The following is a 13,788-nucleotide window of genomic DNA, read 5'->3' on the forward strand; positions in this document are numbered from 1 at the left end:
GTCAGGCAGCGGCAGCCGGGGAGCGGGAAGCTCGTACGGCTGCGGCAAGTCGGAACATCCGGTGCATGTCGGCCAGAGTACACGATTCGCCGGGCTAGATGTCCAGCAATTCCCTCAGGACCGCGCCGGACCGCCCCCAGCCCCACTCCTCCTGGACCCATTTCCGGCCGGCTGCCCCCAAAGCATCACGGCGCTGGGCGTCGGTCAGCAGCTCGACAATGCGCACGCCGACGGCCACCGGGTTGTGCGGATCGACCAGGTACCCCGTCTCCCCGTGCTTCACCGTGTCAGCCGCTCCCCCGGAGTCCCCGACGACCACCGGCTTGCCCGTCGCCGACGCCTCCAACGTCACGATCCCGAGGGCCTCGGGCTCGAGCCCGAAACGCCTTGTCCGGCAGGGCATCGCGAACACGTCGGCCGCGTCGATGTACGGCGGGATGTCGGCCCACGGAACCGCGCCGGTGAACACCACCGAGTCACCGATCCCAGCAGCCAGCCCCTCCAGCCGTTCGCGATCCGGCCCATCGCCGACGAGCAGCAACTTCGCCTCCGGCACGGCCGCCAGCACCCGCGGCCACGCCCGGATCAACGTGTCCTGCCCCTTCCGCGGCACCAACCGCGACACACAAGCAACGACCGGACAATGCTCCAGCCCGAGCCCCTTGCGAACCTGCTTCCCTCCACAGTCCGGGGCGAACCGGTGCGTGTCGACGCCCGGCGTCAGCCTGCGCACCCGTCGAGCAGCCGCCGGTGAAAGGGCAGGCTTGATCTGCGCCTCGCACCACCCCGACACCGTCGTCACGGTGTCCGCCGCATCCCCGATCCGCCGCAACGCCTGCCGAGCCCCCGGTACGCCGGCCCACCACGTCTCGTGCCCGTGCGTCATCGCCACGATCCGCCGCGCCCCCGCCCTGCGCAGCGCCGGCCCCATCAACCCGAGGGGCGCCGCCGCCCCGAACAGCACCCGGTCCGCGTCGTACTCGCGGAGAAGTCCGGCCGCGCGCTTCGCAGTACGGGCCGTGGGCAACAGCATCGACGTACGGTCGCGGATCACCGGGAACGGCAGCGTCGCGTCGTACGCCGTGTCGCCCGGTTCGCGGGAGGTGTAGACGACGACGTCGGGGAGCTCGTCGCACAACGACCGCACGAAGGTTTCGATCCCGCCCTGGCGTGGCGGGAAGTCGTTGGTGACGACCAAGACGGTCATCGCTTGACCAGTGGCGGGACCGGGTCGCCGTTCGCGGTCCCCCAGGCCCGGCCCATCGCGATCCGCTCTGGCGGGGTCGGGTGGGTGGCGAACATCCAGTACCGCCAGCGGCTCGGGTCGAGGCCGGAGATGTTCTGCACGGCCAGGTCGTGCTGCATCGCGACGAAGTCCTGCGGATCGTTCGTCAGCCGGAGCGAGTGGTAGTCGGCGCGGGCTTCGATCTTCCGGCTGACCAGATTCTGCACCGGGCTCGCCAGGGTCGTCCCGGCCGCGACCATCGCGACCAGGAGCGTGACCCGCCGCGGATCGGCCATCCGGGCCCCGAGCAACAAGTAGAGCAACGTGATCCCGAACGCCGTGCCGAGGACGCCGATCAGCGTGCCGTGCAGTACGTCGTCCTCGGCGGCATGGCCGAGCTCGTGTGCGACGACGAGCCGGACCTGCGCCGGCGGAGTGTCCTTGAGCAGCGTGTCATACACGACCAGGCGACGGGTCGAGCCGAAGCCGGAGACGTAGGCGTTCAGGGCGGTCGTCCGCTTCGACGCGTCCGCGACCAGCACGTCCTTCACCGGTACGCCGTCCTGCTTGGCGAGCTCCAGGAACTGGTTGCGTTGAGCACCGGCCGGCATCGAGGTGAAGTGGTTGAACCGCGGCTCGACCAGCACCGGGTAGGCGAACGAGATGCCGAGCACCAGCAGCGCCGCGGCGATTGCTCCGGGCAACCACCAGCCCCGCCGGCGTTTCGCCATCGCCACCAGGACGACCGCGATCACCGCCAGCCCGAGCGAGGTGAGCGCCCAGTTCACGCCGCGGTCCCAGACCCACAGGCGCCAGTTCCGCACCGACAGGCCGTACTTCAGGCTGACCCGCTCCGCGAACACGTCGGTCGGGACGGTGAGCAGGCTCGTGATCAGGACGACGCCGGCGACCGTCAACGGTACGGCGATGATCCACGGCCGGATGCGCAGACCGTCGTACAGCCGACGGCCCAGCGGGCTGAAGCCGATCGCCAGCGGAACCACGATCGAGATGATCCAGGACGCCGTCGACCACGGCAGGATCTCGTGGCGGAACGCGTTCTGGCGGGCGATCTCGGCGGTGGTGAAGTCCAGCGTGGCGTCCGGTTCCGGCAGGTCGATCAGATGCCACGGGGTGGTAACTGCAATCGTGAAAACCAGCGCGAGGGCGAGCACGCCGCCTGCGATCCAAGGAGCCGACCGGCCGGCCGGTTTAGGCACCGGCGAGCCTCTCGAGGTACTTCTGCCACTCGGCGACGAACTCGGGCTCGGCCATCCCGAGCACCGACTTGAAGGCGTCCGCGAGGCCGGTCGAGCTCTTCGAGGTGTGCACAGCCCGATAGAACTTCACCAGCTTCGCCTGTCCCTCACGCTCGGCGATCAGCCGGCAGGCGAGCCACGCGGACTCGTAGGCCTGCGGCAGCTCGGTCGCCGAGGCCGCGAACGCCTCCGGTGTCGGCAGCGTGGTCGGCACCTTCCCGGCCCGGACCGCCTTGAACAGCTCCTTCGCCGCCGACTCGTCCTGCACGGGTACGGCGGTGAACGCGACGTAGTCCGCGAACCCTTCGGCCAGCCACAACGGCACCGGCGAAGCGGTCGCCGTCGACGCGACGTGGGTGGTCTCGTGCGTCAGCACGATCCGCCGGCCCTGCTTGCCCAGCTCTTCGAACAGCTTCGGGTTGGCGACGATCCGCACCGGCGCGCTGACAGCCGGCGTGTCCAGCTCGGCGAACGTGACCGCGGCGATCTGGGTGTACGTATTCGGCTGGGCGCCGAGAATTCCTTCCATCTGGGACTGTTTGGCCGGCAGGTAGACGATCACCTTCTGCCGCCAACTCTTGCCCCAGACCTTGGTCACCGACTCGACCGCCTTGTCGGCGACGGACACGTAGCTCTTCGCCTCCGCCTCCGAATCGAGGCTCACCACCAGGCTGTGCTTGCCCTTGGCCACCTCGACCTGGCCGAGCGCCCAGACCGGTCGCCGCTGTCCCGCCGCGAACCGCTCCGAGAACGAGGCGGCGTACGTCGACCCGTCGCGGGTGACGAACGTCACCGGCAGGGTCTCGCGGGCCGGCTTCGCGTCGTACCCGGAGAGTTGCCAGGAGACCTCGACCTGGGCCAGCCAGGACTGGGTGCCGCCGAGCTGAGCCGTCCGGTCCGGGGTCAGCGCGGCGGCGTCGTCGCTCACGTAGCGCAACTGGAACGTGCTGATCGGGAGCGTGCTCAGGTTGGAGAAGATCGTCCGCGCGCTGGTCCGGAAGTCCGTGGCCTTCGGATCGATCGTGTCCAGGAACTCGGTCCGGTTGTCGTTCTCGACCGCGTCGGTCATCTTCTGCAGGACCGCCTCGCCCGCGACGGCCCGCTGTACCCCGGCCTCGGCCTGGTCCGGCGTCGTCGAGGTGGCCGGATGCGAGTGCGCGGCCGAACCATTCGGGTCGGCCGGGGCGTTGGCGACCTGACGGAGTCCGGCGTACCCGGCGCCGACGACGAGGCAAACGGCCACCCCGAGGGCGACCTTCTTCAGGATCGGTGTGAACGGCGGCCTGTTTCCGGCGCTCTTCCCAGCGCTGACCCGGGCAAACGACTCCGTTCGGTGGTCGCTCGGCTCCCGAGGGTCACTGGCTGACGGGATCACTGGCAGCGGCACCGTATCGCCCTGATCGTCGATCACCTCGGCCCTTCGCTGCTCACCTGCCCCAGTCAGGCGGGACACCCGGCCTCCTCCGACAGTACGGCATCACCATGAAATGACTCGGCTCCGGGGAGGGATCCCCGGAGCCGCAGAGTATGTCAACGTCGCAGGTCAGCCCGGACGTACGGCGGAGTTGAACGGCATCTCGTCCATCGGGGCGATCTCGACGCTCTTGCCCGGACGCGGGGCGTGCACGATCCGGCCGTTGCCGAGGTACATCGCCACGTGGCTCACCGGGGAGTAGTAGAAGATCAGGTCGCCCGGCATCAGGTCGGACTTGCTGACCGGGCGGCCCTCGCCGGTCTGCGCCTTCGAGGAGTGCGACAGCGAGACACCGGCCTTGCCCCAGGCGTACATCATCAGGCCGGAGCAGTCGTAGGAGCTGGGACCGTCGGCGCCCCAGACGTAGGGGTCGCCGAGCTGGGACAGCGCGGCGTTCACCGCGGTCGCCGCGCGGCCGCTGGCCGGGACGTTCGGCAGGTCCTTGTCGTCGCTCTCCCGGTCGCCGTCGCGGGTCGGGCGCTCGCCGCGCGCCTTCTCCACCGCCTTGGCGTTCTCCTCGTCGATCCGCTTGCGGTCGGCCGCGCTGAGCTTGTCGAGCACCTTCTCGGCGGCGTCGAGGTTGGTCTGGAGCTGCTTCTTGAACGCGTCCTGCTTCGCCTGCACGGTCTGCAGCGCGGCCAGCTCGGTCTGCTCGCTGGCCTGGAGGTCGGTGAGCTTGCCCTGGGCGACCTGGTAGCGACGCAGTGCGGAGTTCTGCTGGCCGGCGAAGGCCTGGGCGGTGGACGCCTGGCTGAGGAACTGGTCCGGGTTCGTCGACAGCAGCAGCTGCGCCGTCGTGGAGATGCCGGAGGTCTGGTAGCCGGCGACCGCGAGGGATCCGATCTGCCGCTTCACACCGTCGACCTGGGCCTGCTGCTTGGCGATACCGGCCTGCAGGGCCTTCACCCGGGTGGCCGAGGCGGAAATCTGCCCGCGCAGGTCGTTCGCCGACTCACCGGACACTTCGGCCTGGTGCTGCAGCTCGGCGACCTGCTTCTTCGCCTCCGCCAGGGTGGGTGCGGGGTCGGCGCTGGCCGCTCCCTGGATCAGGATCACTCCCGCAGCGACGGCCGTGCTGGTGATGGCGGCGAGGGCGATTCCCTTGGTGCGGTTGATGCGTCCGATGGACACAGCCCGGTCGGTCCCTTCCTCTGCTCGCGCCGTCCCCGTTGACCTGGCCTGACGCGGACGTCATGTCCGCGGTTCCGCCGGATCACTCCCTCGGCTTGCCGCTGCCCGGTCGGCCGGAGCGGCCGACACCCTGAGGCAACGAGACGTAACAGTAGTGACCGTTTCGTGACCAGTGCAATTCGCCCCTCGGGTTTGATGGAAAATTAACGAAGGATCAACCCGACCCAACGGCCGTTTCGCCTTCACCGGCAGGGGTTTGGGCAGCAGCATCGGGCTCGACACTGCTGACGGCGTGTACAAGGCGTAACGGTGGCACCAGGCCCGAGTCGGCGAGCGCGTCCAGCGCCGCCATCTCGTCGTCGTCGATGCGCAGACTGCCGGAGCGCTCGGCAGCGAACCCGAGAACGACCGTCACCACGCAGTCCTGACAGCCCGGACCCTTCATCACACAGGCGTCGCAGTCGATCAGCACAACATCCTCCAAGTGGGGAAGCACCCGGACTTGCATCCGGCTGAGAAGGACGCTAGAGAACCCCGCCGACAGTTTTCGCCGTCTTCCGTAGTCTTCCGTCGTCAGGTGCGTGCGATGCGTGAGATCAGGCTGGTAGCTGACAGTGCACGGGCGCCGAGTTTGATGATGCTGTCGGCAACCTCACGATCGGTCGACACGACCACCACCGGCCGGCCCGGAGGCTCGGCGCGAACCAGTTGCCGGATCACGTCGTCCGCGATCACCCCGGCCGGGCTGAACCGCACCCGCACCCCACGGGGTGGATTCAGCTGCACCGGCCCCGACAGCTCCGCGCCGTCGAAGACCACGGTGATCTCGATCCGGCGCTGGGCCACCAGCGCGCCCAATGCGGTGACGAGTCGCTGACGTTGCGAATGCAGTGGTGAATTCGGCCATGCGGTCTTCGTCACGTTGTAGCCGTCGACGATCAGATGCACCTGCGGCAACGCCAGCAGCTCGTCGAACAACGCAGGGTCGTCCTCAGGCGCCGTACGACCGACCGGAGCCGCTTCGGGCTCGGAGCCTGCCACTGTGTCAGCAGGACGGAGCTCTCCCCGGGGTGGTAGCGCCAGCTCGCGACGCAGCCCACTCGCTGCCTCCAGCAACGTGTCGAGCAGGAGCCTCGTCCGCGTCGACGCGAGCTCGCGCTCCTGTCCCGCAGTACGGCGTGCCGCGTGTTCGACCGCTTCCAGCTCGGTGATGCGGGTCCGGAGCTTGCGCAGCTCCCGCTCAACTTCGGCACGCGCCGCGTCGACGCGTTCGTCGGCGGTCTCGGCTTCTTTGGTGCGTTGCTCGAGGTCGGTCTGCAGACCGGTGATCCGCTGCCGGGCCTCGTTGAGCTTGCGGCGGAGCGTGACGTTCTCGGCCTTGAGCTCGTTGACCTGTTCACGAAGCCGTTCGCGGACCTGACGGGTCTCGGTGCGGGCCTGGTCGAGCTGGTCGGAGAGCCGGTGGACGGCTTCGTCGTCGGCGCGCGGGTTGTCCACCGGGACCTGGGCGGCGGCAGCGATGTGCTGCTCCCAGTCGTCCGGACGGAGCAGGTACGCGAGGGCAGCGACCTCGACCGGGTCGGCCGCCGGGACCGGGACGCCTTCGGCCACGGCGTCGCCGAGCTCCGGGTGCTCCCGCCGTACCTCGAACGCCGTCAGCCGGCGGAAGTGGTCGTCGGTCGCCAGGATCGGGCCGAGCACCGAGGCCGACAACTTCGCCCGTTTCGCCGGCGCGAAGCTGGCGAACCGGCGCAGCGGGGCCGGGATGTCTGTTGCCGGTAGCTGGCCGAGCGCATGTGCGGCGAGGGTCAGGACGCGTTGCCGGACCGGTTCAGGCAAAGTCGTAGCGGCGGAGCTCGCGGCGGTGCCGGCCTCAGTCACCGGTCCGCAGTCCGGCCCGAACGACTACCTGGCAGCTGTTGCTCGACCAGTGACGCAGAACACAGCGAACGGGGTCGAGGCCCCGATTCGCAGTGATCGCCTGTGTACGCATACAGAGAGCCTAGTCGACTCGCAGGCGTGTCACCTGCGGAATTGTCGGTGGCGGCTCTTAGCGTCGTGGGCATGAGCAGCCCAGGGCGTGCACAGGCCACGGATTCAGCGATGCCGATCCGCGGTGTGCAGCACAGCTTCGACGACCTGGGTACGCCGCTGCACGCCATCACATTCTGCGTCGTCGACCTCGAGACGACGGGCAATCCACCCGGCGAGGGCGGCATCACCGAGATCGGCGCGGTGAAGGTGCGGGCCGGTGAGGTGGTCGGCGAGTTCCAGACGTTGGTCAACCCATCGGAGGCGATCCCGCCGTTCATCGCCGTACTGACCGGCATCACGAACTCGATGGTTGCCACGTCACCGCGGATCGAATCGGTGCTGCCGGCGTTCCTCGAGTTCGCGCACGGGTGCGTGATGGTCGCGCACAACGCGCCGTTCGACATGGGGTTCCTCAAGCACGAGAGCCTCGTGCACGGATACGACTGGCCCGACTTCGCCGTCGTCGACACCGCGCTGCTGGCCCGGCGCGTGATCACCCCGGACGAGGCGCCGAACTGCAAACTCGGGACGCTGGCCAAGCTGTTCCGCACCACCACGACGCCGAACCACCGGGCCCTGTCCGACGCGCGTGCGACGGTCGACGTGCTGCACGGGCTGTTCGAGCGGGTCGGGTCGTTGGGCGTGCAAACGTTGGAGGACCTGCAGACGTACTCGTCGCGGGTCGCGCCGGCGGTCCGGGCCAAGCGGCACCTGGCCGAGTCGTTGCCGCACGCACCGGGTGTGTACCTGTTCACCGACGACCGCGGCGAGGTGCTGTACGTCGGGAAGTCCAAGGACCTGCGCACCCGCGTCCGGTCGTACTTCACCGCCTCCGAGACGCGCAACCGGATCGGCGAGATGGTCGGGATCGCGACCGGCGTCCGCGGTATCGAGTGCGGCACGCCGCTGGAGGCCGAAGTACGGGAGCTGCGACTGATCGCGGAGCACAAGCCGCGGTACAACCGCCGCTCGAAGTTCCCCGAGCGGCAGCACTGGCTGAAGGTCACGGTCGAACCGTTTCCGCGGTTGTCGCTGGTCAAACAGGTGCGCGACGACGACGCCGGGTACCTCGGGCCGTTCAGCTCACGGAAGACGGCGGAGCGGGCGATGGCCGCGCTGCACGAGGCGTTCCCGATCCGGCAGTGCACCGCGCGGATGTCGAAGCACCCTTCGTTGTCGCCGTGTGTGCTGGCCGAGATGGGCCGGTGCGTCGCGCCGTGCGACGGACGGATCTCGATGGATTCGTACGGCGAATTCGTCGCGGCGCTGCGGACGGCGCTGACCGTGGATCCGACGCCCGTGGTCGACGCGCTGGACCGGCGGATCGACGTGCTGTCGGCGGACGAGCGGTTCGAGGACGCCGCCGTGCACCGGGATCGGCTGAGCGCCTTCGTGCGGAGTTCGGCGCGGATGCAGCGGATGGCGTCGGTGACCGGGTGCGCGGAGATCTGTGCCGCCCGGCGGACCGAGGACGGCGGCTGGGAGCTGCATGTGATCCGTCGCGGCCGGCTCGCGGCGGCCGGGTTCACTCCGCGCGGGACGGATCCACGCCCACATCTGGAGATGCTCCGCGCCTCCGCCGAGACCGTGCTGCCGGGTATCGGCCCGGTCGCGGCGGCCTCGCCGGAGGAGATCGAGCTGATCCTGCGCTGGCTCGAGCTCCCCGGCATCCGCCTGGTCGAGATGGACGGCACCTGGACCTGCCCGGTCAGCGGCGCCGGCCGCCACCTCACCCGCCTCGACAACTCCCACTCCGACGCCCACCACCACCCCACCGAACGCCGCCGCCACCTCCGCCCGCTGGGACCTGCTCGGGTCGGTTAGGCCTCGATGAACTGGTAGTCGGTGCGGATCCGGCCGTCGGGGGCGAGCAGGAGGAGGTCGATGCCGATGGCAAGTGCCTCTCCCCCGCCGGCGGGGACCATCGCCCAGCGCAGCTTCACCATGTCGCTGAGCTCGGCCACCTCGCCGTGCGGCACGAACTCGTACTGACCGGGCGCGACGAACTCGTCGTACGCGCGGGTGACCCGCCGTTCCAGCTCCGCGTGGCCGCGGGCTTCCAGGGTGGCGGTGACCCCGATCTCGGTGGCGCGCTTGACGATCTCCTCGGGCGGCTCGAGCAGGTGTACGCCGTCGTCCGCCCACAGCTCCTCGATCGCCTTGCGGCGGGCGTCGGCGTCGGCTTCGTTCCAGACTGCTACATAACGGGTGGCCAGGTCTTTGCTGTTCATGGGTACGACCTTGCCCGCGGCCTCGGCAGGCCGGCAATTCCCTGCTGGGTATGGAATGTCGGTGGCGTGCGTTAGAACACTGGCATGGGATCAGAGCTGTCCGCGGGCCTGCGATCGTGGCGCACGCGGCGACGAGTGAGTCAGCTGGAGCTCGCCGTCCGCGCGGGGACCACGCAGCGGCACGTCAGCTTCATCGAGAGCGGCCGGTCGGCGCCGGGTCGGGAGATGATCATCCGGCTGGCCGAGTCGCTCCAGGTGCCGCTGCGCGAGCGCAACCAGTTGCTCGTGTCCGGCGGGTACGCGCCGGCGTACGACGAGACGCCGTACGGCGCACCTGGCCTCGGCGCGATCCGGACTGCGCTGACCGCGATCCTCGAGGGCCACCGCCCGTATCCCGCGGTGGTCGTCGACCGCAGCGGCAATCTGGTCCTCGCAAACCAGGCCTTCCACGCCCTGACGGCCGACGTGGACGAGCGCCTGTTGACGGCACCGATCAACATCCCGCGGCTGCTGCTGGATCCCGCCGGCCTTGCTCCCCGCATTGTCAACTTCGCCCGATGGTCCTGGCATGTCCTCGACGCGCTGGCCCGCGAGGCCGCGCAGAACCCGTCACCCGGATCCGACGCCCTCCTCCACGAACTCACCGCCCTGGTCCCACCCCGGCCGGCGCCCGACCACCTGGGGCTCGCCGTCCCACTCCACCTCCGGTCGCCGCACGGCGACCTGCACCTCATCACGACGCTGACCAGGTTCGGCACCGCGATCGACGTGACCGTGTCGGAACTGCGGATGGCGGCGTTCCTGCCCGCCGACGAACCGACGGCGAGGGCGTTGCGGGGCCTCGACCGCACTATGCTTCAGCCGGTTGAGATGTGATGAGGATCAGTACCGAGGAGAGGACGGCATGGTCACCGCGATCGTGTTCATCAAGGCCGACGTCGCACGGATCCCGGAGGTCGCCGAGCAGGTGGCGGCGATCGAGGGCGTCAGCGAGGTGTACTCCGTCACCGGCGGGCTCGACCTGATCGCGCTCGTCCGGGTCGCGAGGCACGACGACCTGGCCACCGTCATCCCCGAGCACGTCAACCGGGTGCCCGGCGTACTGAGCACCGAGACGCACATCGCGTTCCGCGCGTACTCCAGCCACGACCTGGAGGCGGCCTTCAGCCTGGGCGAGGAGGACGGTGTCTGAGGACCGGTCTGATCGGATCCGACTGACACGAGCTGAAGTTACGGTGAACACATGAACGTCCGGGGCCAGTTCGTTGCCGACAACGGCGTCCATCGTGGGTTCGCGCAGCGTAAGCCTGCGCCGGCGGCCGGGCGAGGATGCCGATGAGCAACCCACCCGCCGGCTGGTACCCCGACCCCACCGGCCAGCCGAACATGATCCGCTTCTGGAACGGCGAGAAGTGGACCAACCAAACCGAACACGAGGACGCCGAGCCAACACTCGACGAGTCACACCAGCCCGCCTCGACCGACCCCGGCGCGACCGCGTCGGCATCGACCAGCCCGGCCTCGACCGCGCCGACTTCGGGTTCGACCGCGGCCTCGACCGCGTCGACTTCAGGTCCGACCTCGACCTCGGGGTCGACCTCGACCTCGGGTTCGGGTTCGACCTCGACTTCGGCCTCAGCTTCGGGTTCGGGTTCGGGTTCGACGTCGGGTTTGACGTCGGCATCGGCCTCGACATCGGCGTCTGGTTCGACCTCGGTCTCGGGGTCGGCTGAGTCGATCCGGCAGGCGCCTGTCGCCGGGCAGTCCGGTCCTGGGCTGCGCTCGGTGCAGCAGTCCCAGAACGAGCCGGCGGAGTCGGGCGGCTGGTGGCAGCCCACGCCTACTCCGCAGCTGTGGGACCTCGATCCGACCGGTGACGCGCCACAGGACGGACCCAGGCTGCGTGCGGTGAGCCCGGATGAGGCTGCCGAGGCGGCCGAGGAGACTGCCGGGCCGAGTGCTGCGGAGCGTGCGCAGGCGACCTGGGGTGCGCCGGAGATCGCGGCCGCGCCTCCGGAGCACTGGACGCAGCGCGAGATCACGGAGGAGGAGCTCGAGGCAGAGCGGAGTATGACGACCGCCGACGTACCTCCTCTGGAAGCCGAGCAACAGTCCGGCGGATGGACGCTCAAGCTCGCCCCCGACCCGACCCCCGCCGCGGCGGACGAGGATGCTGCATCGACTGAGGCTGGGCCGGCTGACAATGCCCCAGCTGAGGCTTGGTCGGATGTCAGCTGGACCGAGCAGCCGAGGTTCGCGCCAACACCGAAGGAAAACGCACAGCCCGCAGCCGCGGCTCAGATGCCGACCGCCGACGCGCCGACCGCTGACGCGTCTGCGGTTGACGCGCCGGCAGGTCACGCAGGCGACCAGGATGCGGATCCGCGGGACGCGGGTGTGCGGGACGCGGGTGTGCAGGACGCGGGTGTGCAGGACGCGGAGGTTCAGGCGGCGGATGCGGCTGAGGTGGCTGCGCAGCTGCAGCCGGACTGGGGTAGCCAGTCGGGTGATCAGCAGGAGCAGCAGACGAGTGACCAGCCGGCTTGGGGTGTAGAGGCAGGCGTCGAAGAGGTCCAGGAGACACCGGACCATCCGGCCGCACCGCTCTGGACCATGCCGGACGCCGACGACGCAACCCAGGAACAGCCGGTCTGGAATGCCCAAGCCACGCCAGACGTAGAACAACCCACCCAGGTCCAGCTGTGGGGAGACCAGCCCCAGCAGCAGAACTGGAACGGCCAGCAAGCCGAGCCGGTTGAGCAGGCGTGGGGTTCGGCCGGGAACGAGACGCAGCCGACGGACAACGGCTGGGGCGCGGGTGACCAGCACGGCGTGCAGGAGTCTGGGCCGTGGGCTCAGCAATCGGCTGCTGAGACCCAGAACGGTCAGCAGCCCGGCAACCAGCCGTGGGAGGGCCAGAGTTGGCCCGTACAGCAGACCGAACAGCAGTCTGGCAACGGTTGGGCCAACGACCAGCAGACCGGATCCCCGAGCTGGGGTGACGCTCAGCAGAACGCCACCCCCACGCAGGAGACCGGCGCCCAGTCCTGGAGCAACAACGGACAGCAGACCGACGGCTCGTGGAGCAACGGACAGCAGGCCGACTCGCCATGGGGCGACGGGCAGCAGGGCGGCAACGCGCCGTGGGCCGGCGACCAGCAGGGCTCGGCACAGTCTTGGGATGCCGGACAACAGGGCAACCAGCAGCAGTGGGGAGCCAACCAGCAAGGTGAGCAGCCCCAGTCGGGCGCCAGCCAGCAGGGCAACCAGCAGCAGTGGGGCGCTAGGCACGAAGGCGACCAGCAGTGGAGCGCCGCCGCACCGCAGGGCGACCAGCAGTGGGGCGCTGGGCACGAAGGCGACCAGCAATGGGGCGTCGCCGCGCAGCAGGGCGAGCAGCAGTGGGGTGCCGGGCAGGGCGCCGGACAGCAAGGCGACCAGCAGCAGTGGGGTGCTCAGCAGGGTGGCGCGCCGCAGGGCGTCGGCGTACAGCAGGGCGGCCCGCAGCAGGGCGGCGTACAGCAAGGTGGCGAGCAGCAGGGGGTGCAGCAGGCGTGGGGGGAGCAGCAGACACAGCGTGCTTGGGGTGAGGACGAGAACGAGGCTTGGGGCGGGCAGGCTGACCTGAGCTCCGGTGTCGGGAAGCGGGACAAGGGCAAGAAGCCGAAGAGTTCCGGCGGCGGTGGTCCGTCCGGTGCGAAGCTGCCGTTGATCATCGGCGGCGGCATCGCGCTGGTGATGCTGATCGTGGCCGCGGTCTTCCTGATCACCAGCCCCGGCGACGACAAGAAGGCCGATCCGAAACCCACTGGCTCGTCAACGCAGCCGACCGGTTCCCCGACGAGCCAGAGCAGTACCAAGCCGGGCCAGTCGAAGAACCCCAAGCTGCACGAAGGCATCGGCCGGATCTCGTCGGATGCGATCTCGTTCCCGCGCCGCAATCCGCCGTGGTCGGACCGTAAGCGCCTGGTCCAGCAGCTGCTCAACTCCAGCGGTCAGCACATCGTCCTGCAGGAGGACGTCAACGGTTCCGACGACTGGACCGCGGACATCTTCGTCGGCGGTCTCGGTACCGGGTCGGGCTTCAACGGTGACCCGAAGGCGACCGCGGCCGCACTGTCCGTGCAGCTGCGGACGACCATGTACGGAACGATCCCGGCTACGTACCGGACGGTCGCGAACGGCGCCGTGAAGCGGACCGACAAGTCGGGCTGGTTCTTCCAGCAAACCGTGACCGCGAAGTCGGCCGCGGTGACCGATCGAGTGCTTACCCTGACGGTGGCCGTTTTCGACCTCGGTGACGGAACGGCGGTCGCCTATATCAGCGGCATCCCCAACAACCGCCCAGACCTCAAGGCGGCCGAGAGCCAGGCCTACAAGGGAATCAACGTTGGCTGAGAACGAAGACCAGACCCCGCCCCGCTCCGACGCACC

12 protein-coding genes are annotated in these 13,788 nt (G+C 69.4%); 5 read left to right on the forward strand and 7 right to left on the reverse strand.

The features are described 5' to 3' along the window. Window positions 1-94: 94 nt before the first annotated feature. The 6 genes from ACIA58_RS13680 to ACIA58_RS13705 all read right to left on the reverse strand — a co-directional run bounded on the left by ACIA58_RS13680 (window position 95) and on the right by ACIA58_RS13705 (window position 6,970). Window positions 95-1,207 (reverse strand): glycosyltransferase family 4 protein, encoded by a 1,113-nt coding sequence (locus tag ACIA58_RS13680; protein WP_396403962.1) that lies wholly within the window; start codon window positions 1,205-1,207, stop codon window positions 95-97. Then, window positions 1,204-2,445 (reverse strand): M48 family metallopeptidase, encoded by a 1,242-nt coding sequence (locus ACIA58_RS13685; RefSeq protein WP_396403963.1) that lies wholly within the window; start codon window positions 2,443-2,445, stop codon window positions 1,204-1,206. Before ACIA58_RS13685 ends, ACIA58_RS13680 begins: the two co-directional genes overlap by 4 nt. After that, window positions 2,438-3,937 (reverse strand): hypothetical protein, encoded by a 1,500-nt coding sequence (locus ACIA58_RS13690; protein WP_396403964.1) that lies wholly within the window; start codon window positions 3,935-3,937, stop codon window positions 2,438-2,440. The genes ACIA58_RS13685 and ACIA58_RS13690 overlap by 8 nt, the downstream gene beginning before the upstream one ends. Before the next feature lie 90 nt (window positions 3,938-4,027). After that, a complete protein-coding gene (locus ACIA58_RS13695; RefSeq protein WP_396403965.1) occupies window positions 4,028-5,089 on the reverse strand; it encodes an NlpC/P60 family protein in 1,062 nt (353 codons plus the stop codon). Between the two features lie 214 nt (window positions 5,090-5,303). Beyond that, window positions 5,304-5,561, reverse strand: a complete 258-nt coding sequence (locus ACIA58_RS13700; RefSeq protein ID WP_396403966.1) for a hypothetical protein — start codon at window positions 5,559-5,561, stop codon at window positions 5,304-5,306. A gap of 101 nt (window positions 5,562-5,662) precedes the next feature. Next, window positions 5,663-6,970 carry an NYN domain-containing protein gene (locus ACIA58_RS13705; protein ID WP_396403967.1) on the reverse strand — a complete coding sequence of 436 codons (1,308 nt, stop codon included), beginning with the start codon at window positions 6,968-6,970 and terminating at the stop codon, window positions 5,663-5,665. A gap of 183 nt (window positions 6,971-7,153) precedes the next feature. Here ACIA58_RS13705 and ACIA58_RS13710 point away from each other — a divergent pair, with 183 nt between their 5' ends. Next, window positions 7,154-8,947: a DEDD exonuclease domain-containing protein gene (locus tag ACIA58_RS13710; RefSeq protein WP_396403968.1), complete on the forward strand. Its 1,794-nt coding sequence runs from the start codon at window positions 7,154-7,156 to the stop codon at window positions 8,945-8,947. Here ACIA58_RS13710 and ACIA58_RS13715 read toward each other — a convergent pair. After that, the gene (locus ACIA58_RS13715) at window positions 8,944-9,354 is read right to left on the reverse strand and encodes a hypothetical protein (RefSeq protein ID WP_396403969.1); all 411 of its coding nucleotides are present in this window, start codon (window positions 9,352-9,354) and stop codon (window positions 8,944-8,946) included. The two genes, ACIA58_RS13710 and ACIA58_RS13715, sit on opposite strands and share 4 nt — an antisense overlap. Window positions 9,355-9,438: 84 nt before the next feature. Between ACIA58_RS13715 and ACIA58_RS13720 the strand changes: the two genes are divergently transcribed. The 4 genes from ACIA58_RS13720 (at window position 9,439) to ACIA58_RS13735 (ending at window position 13,752) form a co-directional block, all read left to right on the forward strand. Continuing rightward, the gene (locus ACIA58_RS13720) at window positions 9,439-10,230 is read left to right on the forward strand and encodes a helix-turn-helix domain-containing protein (protein ID WP_396403970.1); all 792 of its coding nucleotides are present in this window, start codon (window positions 9,439-9,441) and stop codon (window positions 10,228-10,230) included. Window positions 10,231-10,258: 28 nt separating this feature from the next. Beyond that, window positions 10,259-10,546: an Lrp/AsnC family transcriptional regulator gene (locus tag ACIA58_RS13725; protein WP_371401363.1), complete on the forward strand. Its 288-nt coding sequence runs from the start codon at window positions 10,259-10,261 to the stop codon at window positions 10,544-10,546. Window positions 10,547-10,766: 220 nt separating this feature from the next. Then, complete coding sequence (locus ACIA58_RS13730) at window positions 10,767-11,087, forward strand: hypothetical protein (RefSeq protein WP_396404998.1); 321 nt, start codon at window positions 10,767-10,769, stop codon at window positions 11,085-11,087. Window positions 11,088-11,139: 52 nt separating this feature from the next. Further along, window positions 11,140-13,752, forward strand: a complete 2,613-nt coding sequence (locus ACIA58_RS13735; protein ID WP_396404999.1) for a hypothetical protein — start codon at window positions 11,140-11,142, stop codon at window positions 13,750-13,752. The last annotated feature ends 36 nt before the right edge of the window (window positions 13,753-13,788 follow it).

This window comes from Kribbella sp. NPDC051586 (assembly GCF_044453965.1).
In the GTDB taxonomy this organism is placed as follows: Bacteria; Actinomycetota; Actinomycetes; order Propionibacteriales; family Kribbellaceae; genus Kribbella.